This window comes from Streptomyces sp. SAI-127 (assembly GCF_029894425.1).
In the GTDB taxonomy this organism is placed as follows: Bacteria; Actinomycetota; Actinomycetes; order Streptomycetales; family Streptomycetaceae; genus Streptomyces.
Genome location: NZ_JARXYJ010000001.1, coordinates 9,905,030 through 9,920,027, shown reverse-complemented (window position 1 = coordinate 9,920,027; position 14,998 = coordinate 9,905,030). Strand labels below are relative to the sequence as shown.

General features: G+C 70.5%; 14 protein-coding genes. 2 read left to right on the top strand and 12 right to left on the bottom strand.

The genetic code is table 11. The features are described 5' to 3' along the window. Positions 1 to 10: 10 nt before the first annotated feature. From M2157_RS45425 to M2157_RS45395, 7 genes are all read right to left on the bottom strand, one after another. The gene (locus M2157_RS45425) at positions 11 to 625 is read right to left on the bottom strand and encodes a phosphatase PAP2 family protein (protein WP_280855284.1); all 615 of its coding nucleotides are present in this window, start codon (positions 623 to 625) and stop codon (positions 11 to 13) included. Beyond that, positions 618 to 1,967 carry a diacylglycerol kinase family protein gene (locus M2157_RS45420; protein WP_280868116.1) on the bottom strand — a complete coding sequence of 450 codons (1,350 nt, stop codon included), beginning with the start codon at positions 1,965 to 1,967 and terminating at the stop codon, positions 618 to 620. The genes M2157_RS45425 and M2157_RS45420 overlap by 8 nt, the downstream gene beginning before the upstream one ends. An 86-nt stretch (positions 1,968 to 2,053) precedes the next feature. Further along, a complete protein-coding gene (locus M2157_RS45415; protein WP_280868115.1) occupies positions 2,054 to 3,712 on the bottom strand; it encodes a catalase in 1,659 nt (552 codons plus the stop codon). 111 nt (positions 3,713 to 3,823) lie between these two features. Continuing rightward, complete coding sequence (locus tag M2157_RS45410; RefSeq protein WP_280855287.1) at positions 3,824 to 4,054, bottom strand: DUF5133 domain-containing protein; 231 nt, start codon at positions 4,052 to 4,054, stop codon at positions 3,824 to 3,826. 423 nt (positions 4,055 to 4,477) lie between these two features. Next, a complete protein-coding gene (locus M2157_RS45405; protein ID WP_348541824.1) occupies positions 4,478 to 5,233 on the bottom strand; it encodes a DUF4097 family beta strand repeat-containing protein in 756 nt (251 codons plus the stop codon). Positions 5,234 to 5,313: 80 nt separating this feature from the next. Beyond that, complete coding sequence (locus tag M2157_RS45400; protein WP_280868114.1) at positions 5,314 to 6,435, bottom strand: DUF475 domain-containing protein; 1,122 nt, start codon at positions 6,433 to 6,435, stop codon at positions 5,314 to 5,316. Positions 6,436 to 6,586: 151 nt separating this feature from the next. Then, positions 6,587 to 8,305, bottom strand: coding sequence for a SpoIIE family protein phosphatase (locus M2157_RS45395; protein WP_280855290.1), 1,719 nt, complete (start codon positions 8,303 to 8,305; stop codon positions 6,587 to 6,589). 370 nt (positions 8,306 to 8,675) lie between these two features. On the opposite strand from M2157_RS45395, the gene M2157_RS45390 reads away from it, so the two are divergent. Further along, complete coding sequence (locus M2157_RS45390; RefSeq protein ID WP_280855291.1) at positions 8,676 to 9,287, top strand: hypothetical protein; 612 nt, start codon at positions 8,676 to 8,678, stop codon at positions 9,285 to 9,287. Positions 9,288 to 9,344: 57 nt separating this feature from the next. Here M2157_RS45390 and M2157_RS45385 read toward each other — a convergent pair whose 3' ends face one another. The 3 genes from M2157_RS45385 to M2157_RS45375 form a co-directional block, all read right to left on the bottom strand. Further along, positions 9,345 to 9,773: a hypothetical protein gene (locus M2157_RS45385; protein ID WP_280855292.1), complete on the bottom strand. Its 429-nt coding sequence runs from the start codon at positions 9,771 to 9,773 to the stop codon at positions 9,345 to 9,347. A 92-nt stretch (positions 9,774 to 9,865) separates the two neighbouring features. Then, a complete protein-coding gene (locus M2157_RS45380) occupies positions 9,866 to 10,639 on the bottom strand; it encodes a chitosanase (RefSeq protein WP_280868367.1) in 774 nt (257 codons plus the stop codon). Between the two features lie 230 nt (positions 10,640 to 10,869). Beyond that, positions 10,870 to 12,072: an erythromycin esterase family protein gene (locus tag M2157_RS45375; RefSeq protein WP_280868113.1), complete on the bottom strand. Its 1,203-nt coding sequence runs from the start codon at positions 12,070 to 12,072 to the stop codon at positions 10,870 to 10,872. Between the two features lie 58 nt (positions 12,073 to 12,130). Between M2157_RS45375 and M2157_RS45370 the strand changes: the two genes are divergently transcribed. Next, positions 12,131 to 12,862, top strand: coding sequence for a TioE family transcriptional regulator (locus tag M2157_RS45370; protein ID WP_280868112.1), 732 nt, complete (start codon positions 12,131 to 12,133; stop codon positions 12,860 to 12,862). A gap of 43 nt (positions 12,863 to 12,905) precedes the next feature. On the opposite strand, the gene M2157_RS45365 is transcribed toward M2157_RS45370, so the two are convergent. Both M2157_RS45365 and M2157_RS45360 read right to left on the bottom strand, forming a co-directional pair. Next, positions 12,906 to 13,352 (bottom strand): response regulator, encoded by a 447-nt coding sequence (locus M2157_RS45365; RefSeq protein ID WP_057614041.1) that lies wholly within the window; start codon positions 13,350 to 13,352, stop codon positions 12,906 to 12,908. After that, positions 13,349 to 14,959, bottom strand: a complete 1,611-nt coding sequence (locus M2157_RS45360; protein WP_280868365.1) for a sensor histidine kinase — start codon at positions 14,957 to 14,959, stop codon at positions 13,349 to 13,351. Before M2157_RS45360 ends, M2157_RS45365 begins: the two co-directional genes overlap by 4 nt. Positions 14,960 to 14,998 lie beyond the last annotated feature (39 nt).

Sequence of the window (14,998 nt, the reverse complement as noted above, 5' to 3'; positions counted from 1 at the left end):
CGAGGATCGTTCAGCGGGCCGGCCGTGAGGGACGGAAACCGCCCCCGCCCCGTCCCTGCCATCCGGCGGCCGCGAGGACCGCGGCCGCCGCTCCGGTGCCCAGTACGGCACCGGCGACCACGTCGCCCGGATAGTGCACCCCGGTGTGGATCCGTGAGTAGCCCACCGCGCACGCCAACAGGCCCAGCGGCACCGTGACGACGGGAAGCGCGGGCCCCACCGCCGCCGCGAAGGCGACCGCGGACGCCGTGTGCCCCGAGGGAAAGGACGCGGATGCCGGCATCGGCACGTGCCGCCCCGGAAACGGCGAGTCCTCGGCCCGGTGCGGACGCGGTCGGCGTACCAGGCGCTTGCCGAGCATGTTCGCGCTCGCCGAGGCGACACCGATGGCCGCGACGCCGAGGGCGGCGGCACGCCGGGGCCGCCCGGGGCACAGGGCGAGCAGTCCGGCGATCGTGAACGAGATCTTGGAGTGGTCCGCCGCGGCCGACAGCCGGCGCAGGGCGTAGTCCAGGGCCGGTGTTCTGGTGACCGTCACGGCCTCGTACAGCGCCTGGTCGAGGGCCGCGAGATCCCGCAACAGCTCGCGGGAGGTGCGCTGTTGGCGCTGCGGTCGGTCAAGCATCGCTCTGCTCCTGGTTCTTGACGGCCGGGAAGGGAGTCCGTTCGAGGGCCAGTCGGACGACACGGCGCCAGTCGACGGACGGGGCAGTGTACGGCGCGCCGGGACGGTTTCTCGGTACCCGCACGCGCAGGGCCCTGGGTCGTACGGTGCACACGACCGGCTGGGGCAGCAGCAGCGCCTCTCCGTCCACGGCCACCGGGACGGTCTCCGCGTCGGCCTCGACGACCACCCGGCGCGCGGTCGAGGAGGTGATCCCGCTGGCGCGTTCGCCGCGCAGCGCGAGTTCGGCGGCCTGTGCCGCGCCTTCGATCCGCAGACTGATCACACCGAGTCGGCCTCCGTCGAGGTGGGATCTTCGTCCGCCGCCCATGGGGCCGGCCTGCACGTAGGGATTGTTGCTCACCAGCAGCGCGTGCGGGGCTTCGATCCGCTGGTCGTCCGCCGTGGCGGTCAGCTGGGCTCCGGCCTCGCCGACCAGCAGGTCCGGCAGCAGGTCGAGGGTGGTGGACGCCTTGGCCTCGCGGTATTCGGGGCTCTGCACGATCTCCGCGTACATCCCGAACGACACCGTGTTGACGAAGGGCAGGCCCGCCACGTCGCCCAGATCGACACGGATCTCCACGCCGTGCGAGAGAGCCTTCAGACCGGTGGCCGGGTCGTCGCGGTCCAGGCCCAGGTCCATCGCGAAGTGGTTGCGGGTCCCGGCGGCCAGGACCACGAACGGCACGTCGTGTTCGGCGGCCACCGCAGCCACCAGGGCCTGGGTGCCGTCACCGCCGGCCACGCCGAGCAGATCCGCGCCCTCCGCGACGGCCTGGCGAGCGAGCGCCGCAGGGTCGGGGCTGTTGTCCACGTCGAGCAGGATCACCCGGGCACCCAACGCCTCGGCCCGCTCCACCAGTCCGTGCTCGGCGACCTTTCCGCCGCCCGACAGCGGATTCATGATCAGCACCGGTCTGCGGGGCGGCCGGACGGGATGCGAGTGCATGCCACGGGGTGTCCGCAGCCGACGCAGTGCGCTTCTCGCGCAGGCCAGTGCCGTCGCCCACAGGCCCAGCGCCGCCGCCGCGAACGGCCACAGGCCGGACACCGCGTACATGACCAGGACGGCGACGGGCGCGGCGACTGCCAGCAGGGCGCCGCACAGACGCGCGACGCCCCGATGTGCCAGAGCCCACCAGATGCCCGCGCCGGCCAGGGCCAGGCCCACCAGCCCCAGCAGCGGGAGCAGCCACTGGCCCGCGGCCACGACCGCCGCGACCACGCCTGCCAGGCAGAGCAGAGCCAGCCGGGCCAGCGTCCGCGCCGCGGTACCGGAGCCGTCCGGCTCCACCTCGTTCATCGTCCGGGTCGCCTCTCACGGATCGGTGACCCAACGATCTCATGTTGTTGCTCTCGCTGCCGGGGGCCGCCCCGGTCCACTGCGGTTCAGCGGGTCACGACATGCCGCTCGTCGGGGACACAGTGGGTCATGGTCAGTCCCTCGACGTCGCGCGGAGGGTTCTTGCCGAGGTTCGACAACCGCTTGCGGTCCTCGTCGGTGAGATCCTGGCCCACCAGCGGCTCGAGCCCGGCGACGTCCTCCGGACTGATGCCGAGCCCCTCGCCGACCCGCAGGCCCAGGTCGTTCTCGACCAGCAGGAAGTGCCACACCATGCGCTCCTGCACGGGACGGTCGCACTGGGAGATCAGGTCGGTGAAGTTCTTCACCAGATCGTCGCGCTCCCACTCCTCCAGGAGCAGGTACCGCTGGCCCGCCTGCAGGTAGTCGTTGGTACGGGGGATGCGCTTGCGCGTGAGCCGGCCGTGGATCTCCGGGCCCTGTTCGTCGTGCGTCGGGTACTGCGCCTCACGCATGCCCCCGGTGATGGACGGCTCGTAGTTGACGTGCGGGTTCTCGCCCGCGCCGTCCACGTGGTAGGTCATCTGGCCGTCGCGCTGGTTGGTGCGCACGTCGGCGTTCTTGGCCTGGTTGACCGGGAGCTGGAGGTAGTTCGGGCCGACCCGGTGGCGCTGGGTGTCGCTGTAGGAGAAGGTCCGGCCCACGAGCATCTTGTCGTCGGAGAAGTCCAGTCCGTCGACGAGGACGCCGGTGCCGAAGGAGATCTGCTCGTTCTCGGCGAAGAAGTTGTCCGGCATCCGGTCGAGCACCATCCGGCCCACCGGCTTCGGCGGGAAGTCCTGCTCGGGCCAGGTCTTGGTGTCGTCGAGCGGGTCGAAGTCCAGCTCGGGATGGTCGTGGTCGTCCATCATCTGGACCAGCAGCTCCCACTCGGGGTACTCCCCGCGGGCGACCGCCTCGTACAGATCCTTGGTGGCGTGGCCGAGCGAGTCGGCCTGCACGTTGGCGGCGTCCTCCTCGGTCATCGAGCGGACGCCCGGCTTGGGCATCCAGTGGTACTTGACCAGCTTGGTCTCGCCGTCGGCGCTGACCCACTTGTAGGTGTTGACGCCGAAGCCCTGCATGTGGCGGTAGTCCGCGGGGATCCCACGCGGGCTGAACAGGTTGACCAGCATGTGCATCGACTCCGGTGTCTGCGACATGAAGTCGAAGATGCGGCGCGGCTGCTGCTCGAAGGTGACCGGGTCGGGTTTGAGGGCGTGGATGACGTCCGGGAACTTGATCGCGTCCCGGATGAAGAAGACGCCCAGGTTGTTGCCCACCAGGTCCCAGTTGCCGTCCTCGGTGTAGAACTTCACGGCGAAACCACGGGGGTCACGGGCGGCCTCGGAGGAGTCGCGCCCGCCGATGACGGTGGAGAAGCGAACGGCCAGGTCGGTGCGCCTGCCGCGGTCCTGGAACAGTTTGGCCCGGGTGTACCGGCTGATCGGCTCCTCGCCCCAGGCGCCGTAGGACTCGAAGTAGCCGAAGGCGGTCACACCGCGAGCGTGTACGACGCGCTCGGGGATGCGTTCCCGGTCGAAATGGCTGATCTTCTCCAGGAACTGGTAGTTCTCCAGCGTGGCGGGCCCGCGGGCGCCGACGGTGCGCTGGTTCTGGTTGTCGTGGACCGGGTGGCCCTGGCGGTTGGTGAGCACCTTGCGGTCGTCCGCCGGAGCGGGACCGGTACCGGACACATCCGTCATGATCTGGGGCTCCTTAGGTTCTCGGCAGGTGACAGCCCTCGGCACAGCGGGCAGCCGCCGGCCGGTGTTCGGCGGATCCCCCGAGTACCCGATCGGCTCGTGCCACTCACGTCACGCGTCCGCCATCAGTGCGTCGTCGTCGGGGCGGACGCCGGACAGCTGACGGCGGGCGGCTGCCAGGGCGGAGTCGATGTCACGGGTGCCCGTCGCGATGCACAAGGTGTAGGACACGTCCTCGAGGCGCTGCCGCGCCCCGGCGCTGCCCTCTTCCGCGTGCAGAACATGCAGCGCCTCGTAGCGCTCGAGCAGGTCGGTCAGAAGGGCGGGGTGGGCCATGAGCATGATTCGCTCTCCTCCATCTGCGCAGGGGAGTGAGGGCGGTCGCATCCGCCGCGTCACTCGGACTGTCGCGGGAGAGGCCTCGGCGGACACACCAAGGAGAGCCGCATTCGGCCGCTTCCGCGGTGGGCCTGTGATCCCAAGCACCTGCCGCCCGTCTGCCCGGGCCGCCTCGGCCCAAACCAGGCTCCCGTTCAGCTCTTTTTCTCAGTGCGAGTCCGCCTGCGGATCCGCCTCAGCTGTTCCCGGCGCGGGCCGCCCGGTGGGCGTGCCGCTCGGCGGACGTCGGGCGTAACGGCTGGCACGTCGGGGATCCACAGCCGTACGCTGCGCCGATGCCGCTGGCCGGGGTTTGCCCGTCCGGGGCGAGCGCCGACCCACGGGCCGAGCGGGCTGGACGCTCTTCCCTGTGCTCTCGTGCCCGCGTCAGTCCCGGCGGGCGTAGACGTCGCCGTTGACCGTGGTCAGCGTCAGGGTGTGGTCGCGGTCGGCGCGCTGTGCCGGGACGGCCACCGTGGCGCGGCCGTTGTCGGTGGAGGCGGTGACCCGGTAGGCCGGGCTGTCGTGGGGCACGGTGACGTCGACCGAGCCGTTGACGGTCGCGGCGCTGACGCCCGACGGGACTGCGGCACATCCCACCACCACGTCGCCGTTCGTGGTTGCGGCGTGCACCCGCTCGGCTGCCACGCTCGTCGCGCGCACCGAGCCGTTGCGGGTGGACAGCCGTACGTCGGCGTCGTCGCGTCCCGAACGGGTCACCGTCACATCGCCGTTGACGGTCGTGATGTCCAGCGCGGCGGCGACGCCCGCCACGTCGACGCCGGCGTTGCGGGCGGTGGCCGTGACGCTCACCCCGTCGGGGATTTCCACGTACGGCATCCGAGGGCAGCCCTCGCCGCCCGTGGCCTGGTCGGTGCACGACAGGTCGAGCGTCCACACCTTCCCGCGGTGGGACCAGTGCTCGTCGACGCGGTCGTCGACGGCGACGCCGCGGCCGTCGGCCGGGCGCAGCCGCAGGCCGTTGTCGGTGGCGATCACCACGTGTTCCCCGGAGCCAGCCGCGCGGAACGCTCCCGCCGCCTGCGGGCCACCGGAACCCCCTCCGTCGTCGTCGCTGCACGCCCCGGCGAGAGGCAGCAGCGCCAGCACCACCATCAGGCGCGTCAGGCGCCGTGTCGGCATCGCCTTCATACAGCCTCGGATGCCCCGGTTCGCCATAGCCATGGCAAGGGCGGCGGACGGCGGGGCAGAACCGTCCGGGCCTACGGCACCGGGACCGAGTCGGTCTCCGTCTCCCCCTCGGCCGCCGCGAGCGCCTTGTTGCGGCGCACGGAGGACCAGAAGGACCAGCCGATCAGGACGACACCGACGAGACCGGTGATGAGCTCGTTGATCTCGTACTGGATGGTGACCATGAGGATCACCGCGAGGGCGCCGATCGCGTAGTGGGCGCCGTGCTCCAGGTAGACGTAGTCGTCGAGGGTGCCCTGGCGGACCAGGTACACGGTCAGGGACCGGACGTACATCGCGCCGATGCCCAGGCCCAGCGCCATCAGGACGATGTCGTTGGTGATGGCGAACGCGCCGATCACGCCGTCGAAGGAGAACGAGGCGTCGAGAACCTCAAGATAGAGGAACATGAAGAACGCCGCCTGGCCTGCCAGCTTGACCGGCGATCCGTTCCCGCCGGAGCGTTCGGCTTCTTCCTCGCGTTCCTCCTCCTCTTCGAGTTTGTTCTCGAAGTAGCCGGAGAGGCCGCCGACGACCATGTAGGTGATCAGACCCGCGATACCGGAGATCAGGACGGTCTGCGCCTTGTCGGCGTGCGCGCCGCCGTGCTGGTGGGCGTGGGTCGCGAAGGTGAACGCGGTGACCAGCAGGACGACCAGCGCGATGCAGACCGACAGCATGTCGACCTTGCCGAGCTTGGCCAGCGGCCGCTCCAGCCAGGCCAGCCACTTGATGTCCCGGTCCTCGAAGATGAAGTCCAGGAAGATCATCAGCAAGAACATGCCACCGAACGCGGCGATCGCCGGGTGCGCGTCGGTCACCAGCTGCTGGTAACGGTCCTTGTCGGTCACGGCCAGCTGGACCGCGTCGTACGGATTGAGCTTCGCGGTGATGGCGACGATCACGACCGGGAAAACCAGCCGCATGCCGAACACGGCGATCAGGACACCGATCGTGAGGAAGATCTTCTGCCAGAAGGCGTTCATCTTCTTCAGGATTCCGGCGTTGACCACCGCGTTGTCGAACGACAGCGAGATCTCCAGCACGGCCAGGATCGCCACGATGCCGAACGCGGCCCAGCCGTCGTACAGCACTCCTGCGGCCAGGCCGAGCGCGGTGACCGCGAACGCCCAGCGAAAGGTCTTCAGAATCACTGGCACCAAGTCCTGTTTTCGGGGTTCACCCGGGTGGCGGGCGCAAACGGCCCGTGGGGTCACGGGCGTTGTCTATCACGGTCGTGCGTCGCCGAGGTGGCGCGGGGTGCCGGCCCGGGCGCCCTGGCGGGTGTCGGACCGGCTGCCCGGATCATGTTCGGGCCGGTGCTCGTACGGCGAGGAGGGCGACGTCGTCGTCGTTGGTGACGTGCCGGACCCGGCGCAGCACCTGGTCGGTGAAGGAGGCCAGCGGGCGGTGGGCGAGGGCGGCGGCGTGTCTGCGCAGGCGCTGCAGGCCCTCGTCGAGGGTTTGGCCGGGCGCCTCGATCAGGCCGTCCGTGTACAGCAGCAGCGTGGAGCCGGGCGGCAGCGGGGCGGCAGCGTCGGTACGGGGTGTACGGACTCCGGTGCCCAGGAGGATGCCGTGGCCGTCGGTCAGATAGCGGGCCAGGCCGTCGTGGCTGATCAGGAGGGGTGGCGGGTGGCCGGCATTGGTCCAGGACAGTGCCCAGTTGCCGCCCTCCCGCTCCTCGACCCGGGCGAAGATCGTGGTGGCCATGGTGACGTCGGTGATGTGCATGACCGCCTCGTCGAGCCGGGCGACGATCCGGCTCGGGGGTTCCTGGTGGGCCCAGGCGTAGGCGCGGAGCATGTTGCGCAGTTGTGCCATGCCGGCCGCGGCCTCCAGGTCGTGGCCGACGACGTCTCCGACCGCCAGTGCGGTGGCGCCGTCGGAGAGGGAGAAGGCGTCGTACCAGTCGCCGCCGACCTGTGAGGCATCGGGTGCGGGCAGATAGCGGGCCGTCATCTGCAGTCCGGGCACCCGTGGCATCTGGGGCAGCAGGTGGTTCTGCATGGTCTCGGCGACCTTGCGCTGACGCTGGTACAGACGCGCGTTGTCCAGGGCCAGGCCGGCGCGGCGGGCGATGTCCTCTATGAGGGGGAGATCGGCGTTGGTGAAGTCCGCCGGATCCTTGGCGCGGCCCAGGGTCAGTGCGCCCAGGACCGCGCGTGTGCTGCGGATGGGGGCGATGGCGGCGGAGCGGATACCGGTGGCCTCGAACAGGCGGTGCTGTTCCACCGCGATGCCGGAATCCGGTTCCTGCTGGTAGGTCTCCGGTCCGGCCAGAGTGGAGGCGACCCCGCGCAGGGCTCTGGACAGGGGCATCGGCGATTCCTCCGGGACCGGCGGCATCGGTCCCTGGAGGTCCTCGTGGTGCACCAGGGTGTCGTTCTCCGCGTGGACGACGGCGGTGCGCCACACCTCGTCGCGCTCGGTGATCAGATCGACGACGGCCCAGTCCGCCAGCCGGGGCACCACCAGGGCCAGCAGCCGGCGCAGCGTCTCCTCGGCGTCGAGAGTGGACGTCAGCCGGGTGGTGGTCTCGGCCAGCAGGGCGAGCCGCTCGAGTTCCGGCAGCGGGTTGGCCGCCGTCTCCGGTCGTCTGGCGGCCTCCGGCGGGCGCTGGGCGTGGACGAGCACGAGCGTGGCGGCTTCCCGACCGTCCACGACGTACGGCGTGATCAGCCACGACACGGGCAGCAAGGAGCCGTCCCCGCACTCGAAGTGGTCCCCCTCGGCCTGGGCGGTGCGCCCGGCGTGGAAGGCCTGCCGCATGTCGCACCGGCTCCTCGGCAAAGGGTGGCCGTGGGCGTCCCGGTGCAGCAGGTCGTGCGCGTCGCGGCCCAGGAAGTCCGCGGCGGGCCGGGCCAGCAGCTGTTCGGCATGGGCGTTGACGGCGACGACGCGGCCCTCCTCGTCCACGACGTACGCCGCGGTCCCGATGGCCTCCAGGGCTCCGGTGAGCCCCGCGGCGGGTGTGGCCGGGGGTCGTTTCCCGGGGGTACCCGCGTCCTCCGCCGCTGTCATGTCTCCCTCTCCTCGCTGGTCGGCCCGCCGTCCCTCGCCCGTCGGCGGCATTCTCGTTCGGGGGTACTGCCCTTCCCGTCTGCCCCGACACCCATGTATCCAGCCTCGCCTGTGAGCGAGACCTCGCAACCCGGTCGGCAGGCCGGCCGTGCCGTCTGCAGGAGAGTCGCGACGCCTTCGCGCCCCCTGACGCTTCCGTGCGCCGGGTACGTGTGGCCGAATCCCCCCTGCTTTCAAGGCACTTGGCCGCGCACTGGGTATCCGTCAAGTCACGGGTGGAGACAGGCGGCATGGGGAGGGCTGGGCTGTGGCACGCCTATCGTGGACGTCCGGCCCCATCCCGTCACGCCGATCACGCAAGCGTCATGTGGTGCGCGCGCTGCGGGCCCGGGGGCTCTACGGGCCCAGGTTCCGTGACGTACTGCCCGCCTTCGCCGGTGTCGTGGCAGCCGTGTGCGCGGTGGCAGCCGTGCTCGCCGCGGGATACCGCGCTGCCGGGATCGTCGTCCCTGTCGCCGGTGTCGCGTTCCTGGCCCTGGTCGTCACGGCCGCGATACGGCACGCACGCCCTGGCGCTCGGAGACGTCTCGGCTACTACACCGCGGACGAACTGCTCGAACTCGACACCCAGGGACTCGCGTTGGCGGTGGCGCGGATGCTGCGACGGGACGGGTGGCGGGTGCGGTTGATGCCCGCGCCGGACCGGCCGCGTCTGTGCGCCCGGGACACGGCCGGCCGTCGGATCGATGTGGCCTTCCGGCCGGTGGCGGAACCCCTCCCCGACGAGGACGCGCCGCATCCTCACCCGCACCGCGGGGACCAGGAATCACCCCTGCGCCTGGTCGTCCATCGCGGTGTCTTCTCCGCCCGGGACATCCGGTGGGCGCGGCGGGAGGAGACGATCCGCCTGCTCGACGGGTCCGCTCTGCGGCAGTGGGCGGCGGGGACGCGGCTCAACGACCTGCTGTCGCAGGGACGGTGAGCAGCGGCCGGTACGCCCCTGCCGCGAAGTCACGTCTCCGCGTCTGCCTCTCCCCCGTCAGATCCGCCCGCCGGTCAAGCGGGTGATCGGACCGTGCACGTGACGACCGGCGCGTCGGCCGGCCGCGTACGACGTCGCGGTCAGCGCGGTCACGCCGACACCCACGCCTGCGGCGATGAGCTTTCGCTGGGCTATCACCGTCCAGGCCGTCTTGGCGACGGCCGCGGCCTGCCCCGAGGCGGCGATGACGGTCTGACGGCCCGACTCGACGCTCTTGGCCGCGGTCTGCGCGGCACCACTCGCCGTCCTGGCCGTCCGCTCCGTCGCCGCCTTGCCCGCTGACGCAGCGTCATCCGTCTTCGCGGCCGCCTTGTTCGCCACCTTGGTCGCCGGGGCGGTGGCCTTCGCCGTGGTACGGCGGGCCTTCGCCGCCGCGGCCTGCTTGGTCCCGGAATCTTGGTTCGTCTGCTCGTTCGATTCACTCATGGACAACGCGTTACCGCTCGCTTCAACGGCAAACACGCTCCGTCGAAACGGCCCGATGCGGTGACGCACCGGGCCGTCACCTTTCATCTGTCTCAGCCGATGTGGAAGCTGTCCCCGTAGACCTTCCAGTCCAGTGGCGGGTTCAGGTCGAGATTGCCCTGGCGCAGGAAGACGCGTTGGGCGGTGTCGACCCGGCTGGTGTCGCTGTGCGCCTCCTCCTGCTTCATCGCCCACACCCGTGCGTCGAGGAAGGCGTTCAGGTACGTCGTTTCGTCGCCGCCCTGCGCCGGGGGCCTGGCCTGGCGCAGGGCCCGGCGGCGGATGCTGCTGAAGCTGGTCGAGTCGCCGCCGTCGCCGTGCATGACGATGGCGTCGTAGTAGGCGAACTGACCGAGCACACGCAAGCCGTCCGCCTTGCCCTGCCTGACGGCGGGGTTGAAGTAGACGCGGTCGCGTTCGTCGTTCTGTGCCTGCTGGAACGCCGTGTCCCGGGCGGCCTTGCGCCAGTCGTCGGGGAAGTTCGGGTCCAGGCCGTCGTGCGAGTCGCTGCCGTCGACGCGGCGCAGTGCCGGCAGATACCTGGCGAGGACGTTGCCGGGCTTGCGGTCGGCGTACAGCTCGACGAGGTCGAGCATGTCTCCGGTGCCGGAGCAGAAGCCGATGATGCCGGCGGTGTAGCCGCGGCCGTCGCCTATGTCCTCGATGTACTTGTACTGCGCCTTCCAGTCGAGCGAGGAGTTCTCCGCGCTCGACACCAGCTTCATGGCGATCTCCTTCTTCGCGGGGTCGTCGAGGCCCGCTGCGGCCGCGGGCGCCGCCGCGGCGCGCGGAGGGCTGAACATGGCGGCGCAGGTCGCCGCTCCCATCAGAGCGAGCAGGGTGCGGCGGGAGGTGTGGGCGGCCGGTGGCACTGTGTCAGGTTCCACGGGGACTCCAAGTGGAGGTGGGGGGTGGAGAGTTGGTCCAGACCTGATTGTTAGGAATGTTTCCTACCAGTGCGGGGCGCGATCAGTAACCCACTGCGCGGGAACTTCGTAGGTTCGAACGAATGATGTTCAGTGAGACTTGAGTTCGACCGGCCGGTCGAAGACGGGGGCTAGCTCCGCAGGGCGTCCTTGACGAACACGAGGCCGTCACCGGTGGCCAAGTGGGCCGGATCGAGCGGGGCGTAGCCGAACCAGGGGGACTCACGGGGCGCGGGCGGTGTGTCGCCGAGAGCGGTGGCCAGTCGCCGGGCGTCGATGAGGCAGGGGTCCTGCGGGAGGGCGTACAGGAGTCCTTCGACGGTGTCCGGCGTCGGTGTGTCCACTCCCTGGTGCCGGATCGTGCCGAGGGCCGTGGCCACGAAGGCGTACTCCGCGCCGAGTCGGGCGCTCACGAGCGCACCTGCGCTCCACCACTCCACCCGGCCCTCCCACATCTGCATCGCGCTCTTCTCCCGCTGGAGATGGGAGTTGTGGGCGTGGACGAGTGCCGGGCCCCGCGCGGCGACGGCGAGGAGGTTGTCGGCCATCATCGAATCCCGCAGTGCGCACAGGCGCGCCATGCGGGTCGGTGAGGTGTCGGCCATCGAGTGGTGGTAGCGCAGCAGGCCGGTCGCGGTACGGCCGTACAGGCGCGCCCGCTCCCAGTCGTCCCGGGAAGTCGCCGTGACCAGGTGGGGTGTCTGGACGTCGAGCAGCGTCACCAGATCGTCGGCGAGCAGACGCAGTCGGCCCGCTGCGGCCGACTGCCCGACGGACCGGGACGGGTCCCTCATCACGGCGGGATCGGTCCACCGGCCGTCGGTGCCCAGCAGGTGGTCGAGCGTTTCCGCGGTGCAGGGGAGCAGATCCGCGTCCACCCGGGCCGCCAGGTAGCCGTGGAGTGCGGTGAGGGCCTGCCGGGGGCTCGCGGCGCCGGTGACCTCCAGCGGGCCGTCGAAGCCGGCGAAGCGGAGCCGCTCGGACGCGGGCCTGCCGTCGTTGTGGGCGCGCATCCAGCGCACGAGTTCGCGGTTGGCCGAACAGGCGCCCCAGCCGTGGCTGAATCCGCGCTCCATCACCTCGTCGAGGGTGCCGGTGCCCGAGCTGACGTAGTCGTCCACCGCCAGGCCCCTCAAGCAGTCGCTCTCGATCGCGATCGTCCGGTAGCCCTCCTGCTCGACGAGCTGACGGAAGAGCTCGTTTCGCAGTGCGAGCAAGGTGTCCTCGCCATGGGTGGGCTCGCCCAGGGCGAGCAGCCGGGGCCGGGCCGGGAGCAGTCCCATGAGGGCGGCAGCGTCGACGGCCTGGGCGGTGTCCTTGATGTCAGTCGCCATGCCTTCAACGCTATCGTTGAACCCTCGGTTGAAACTTTTTCGCGATATCGTCGCTGACGTGGGACGAAAGCTTCAAAACGAGGGTCGGCTCAGGCCGGTCGATCTGGCGCGCGGGCACGGTCTGTCCACCCAGGCGATCAGGAACTACGAGGAGGCCGGCATCCTCCCGGCCGCCGGTCGCACGCCGCACGGCTACCGGACCTACACCTCTGTGCACGCGGGTGCCCTGCGCGCCTTCCTCGCCCTGGTACCCGGCCACGGCCACCGGACGGCGACGTCGATCATGCGGGCGGTGAACGAGGGCGCCGCCGAGGAGGCGTTCCGTCTCATCGACGAGAGCCATGTCCAGCTCCTCGACGACCGGCGGACCCTCGAGGCCGTGGAGCGGGCCCTGCGCGACCTGGAGGCCGGCACGGCGTCCGAGCCCGCAGCGGTGGCCGGGCCCGGCGGCACCTTCATCGGACCGCTGGCGGCCAAGCTCGGGATCCGGCCCGCGACGCTGCGCAAATGGGAGGGCGCGGGGCTGGTGCGCCCGCGCCGCGACGCGCTGACCGGTTATCGCGTCTACGACGAGGCCGACGTACGGGACGCCCGGCTGACCCACCAGCTCAGGCGGGGCGGCTATCGGCTGGAGCAGATCGCACCGTTGATCGCGCAGGTGCGGGAGGCCGGAGGCCTGGAGCCGCTGGAGGCCGCGCTGCGCGACTGGCACGGCCGGCTGTCCGCCCGCGGACGAGCGATGCTGACCGGGGCGGCGGAGCTGGAGGCGTACCTCCGCGAACGCGGATGAGACCTCGGCCGCCGGCCGTCCCGCCTCGGGTCTGGCGGTGGCCTCAGAAGTGCCGTGGCAGTCGGACGACCTGGACGAAGAAGTCGTCGATCTGACGGACGGCGGCGATGAACTGGTCCAGGTCCACCGGCTTGGTGACATAGGCGTTCGCGTGGAGCTTGTAGCTGCGCAGGATGTCCTCCTCGGCCGCGGAGGTGGTGAGGACGACGACGGGGATGTGGGCCAGGTCCGGGTCGGACTTGATCTTCTCCAGGACCTGTCGGCCGTCGTACTTGGGGAGGTTGAGGTCGAGGAGGATCAGGTCGGGCCGGGGCGCGTCCGTGTGGTCGCCGCGTCGGTAGAGGAAGTCCAGTGCTTCCTCGCCGTCCCGGACCACATGGAGCGTGTTGCCGATCTTGTTGTCCTCGAAGGCCTCACGAGTCATCAGCTCGTCGCCGGGATCGTCCTCGACGAGGAGCACGTCGATGGGGCTGGCGGCGGGGGTGGTCATGTCAGGGCCTTTTCCTCGGTGCCGATACCGGATGTCTCCGGGTTTTCCGTGACGGACGGGAGTGTGAAGCAGAAGCGGGTGCCGTCCGTGTGGACGGTGTCGATCCAGATCCTGCCTCCGTGTTGTTCCACGATCTTCTTGCACAGTGCCAGACCGATTCCGGTGCCACCGTAGGCGTCCCGCCCGTGCAGCCGCTGGAAGATGATGAAGACCTTCTCCGTGAACTGCTCCGGGATGCCGATGCCGTTGTCGGTGACGGTCATCAGCAGGCTGTCGGGGTCGTCGGGGTCGGTTCCACAGGTGATGGACACGTGCGGACTGCGGTCGGGGTCGCGGAACTTGAGGGCGTTGCCGACCAGGTTCTGCCAGAGCATGGTCAGCAGGGTGGGGTCCCCGACGACCTCGGGCAGGTGTTCCGGGCGGTCGACGCGGGCGCCGGACTCCTCGACGGCCGTCCCGAGGTTGGCCAGCGCCTTGTCCAGTGCCTGGTCGAGACCGACCGGCAGCCGGGCGTCGTTGACGCGTCCGACCCTGGAGAACGTGAGCAGGTCGTTGATGAGGACCTGCATGCGCCGGGCCCCGTCGACCGCGAAGTCGACGTACTGCCGGCCGCGGTCGTCCAGCGTGTCGCCGTAACGCTTCTCCAGCAACTGGCAGAAGGAGGCGACCTTGCGCAGGGGCTCCTGCAGATCGTGGGAGGCTACGTAGGCGAACTGTTCCAGTTCGGCGTTGGAGCGGCGCAGTTCCTCGGCCTGGGCGTCCAGGTCGGCGGCCTGCCTGGTCAGCTCCTGCTCCTGTTCACGGGAGGCCTCGAGTTCGGCCACGACGTGCCAGCGCATGCCCTCGACGGCGTTGGCCACCGCGGTCAGATCGGCCGGGCCGCCGCCGGTGATGACGTAGGCGAAGTCTCCACCCGCCACCCGCCTCGACGCCGTGCCCAGCGCCTCCAGGGGGCGTGTCACCAGGACCCGGACCAGGACGGCACAGGCGACACCGGCCAGCAGGAAGGCCGCGACCATGCCGGCCAGGACCGAGTCGCGCACGTTCCGTTCATGGGCGAGGTGGGAGCGGCCGTCCTCCACCGCCTTCGCGAGGTCGGTGTTCTGCTTCTTCCACAGGGTGCGCAGCCGGTCGAACTCCTTCCTGCCCTGATCGGCCTTCTGCTGGTCCAGCGGCTTCGGCCGGCCGGGGGTGACGGAGACCGCGAGGGGCTCGGCGTAGGTGCGGCGCCAGTCGGCCGCCTGGCTTTCGATCGCCTTGAGGTCAGCCAGCAGTTGGGGCCGGTCGTCTATGAGCCGGTGCAGCCGGGCGGCCGAGCTCGCCTCGTTCTGTTTGCCCTGGGTGTACGGGGCGAGGAACTGCCGGTCGGCGGCGATCGCGTAGCCGCGGATGCCCGTCTCCTGGTTGACCTGCGCCGCTTGCAGCCGGTACGCCTCGGTCTGGGCGGGCTGGATGCGGCGCAGCAGTTGGTCGCTGACCTCCGCCGTCCGGCCGAGCAGGTGGGCGCCGATCACGCTGCCGACCAGCACCAGCAGCGTCATGACAGCCAGAGCCAGGTAGAACCAGCCCTGCACGGTCAGCCGGCGTCCGATCCGCACCGCGCCCATTCCTCGCCTCACCATGTGCTCCGACACCACGCTCCCGCT

Bases quoted from the DNA above. Each gene is read 5' to 3' on its own strand.
- M2157_RS45365 (WP_057614041.1), bottom strand. From the start codon at position 13,352: ATGACCACCCCCGCCGCCAGCCCCATCGACGTGCTCCTCGTCGAGGAC.
- M2157_RS45420 (WP_280868116.1), bottom strand. From the start codon at position 1,967: ATGAACGAGGTGGAGCCGGACGGCTCCGGTACCGCGGCGCGGACGCTG.
- M2157_RS45380 (WP_280868367.1), bottom strand. From the start codon at position 10,639: ATGGGAGCGGCGACCTGCGCCGCCATGTTCAGCCCTCCGCGCGCCGCG.
- M2157_RS45425 (WP_280855284.1), bottom strand. From the start codon at position 625: ATGCTTGACCGACCGCAGCGCCAACAGCGCACCTCCCGCGAGCTGTTG.
- M2157_RS45375 (WP_280868113.1), bottom strand. From the start codon at position 12,072: ATGGCGACTGACATCAAGGACACCGCCCAGGCCGTCGACGCTGCCGCC.
- M2157_RS45385 (WP_280855292.1), bottom strand. From the start codon at position 9,773: ATGAGTGAATCGAACGAGCAGACGAACCAAGATTCCGGGACCAAGCAG.
- M2157_RS45405 (WP_348541824.1), bottom strand. From the start codon at position 5,233: ATGCCGACACGGCGCCTGACGCGCCTGATGGTGGTGCTGGCGCTGCTG.
- M2157_RS45415 (WP_280868115.1), bottom strand. From the start codon at position 3,712: ATGACGGATGTGTCCGGTACCGGTCCCGCTCCGGCGGACGACCGCAAG.
- M2157_RS45360 (WP_280868365.1), bottom strand. From the start codon at position 14,959: ATGGGCGCGGTGCGGATCGGACGCCGGCTGACCGTGCAGGGCTGGTTC.
- M2157_RS45395 (WP_280855290.1), bottom strand. From the start codon at position 8,305: ATGACAGCGGCGGAGGACGCGGGTACCCCCGGGAAACGACCCCCGGCC.
- M2157_RS45410 (WP_280855287.1), bottom strand. From the start codon at position 4,054: ATGCTCATGGCCCACCCCGCCCTTCTGACCGACCTGCTCGAGCGCTAC.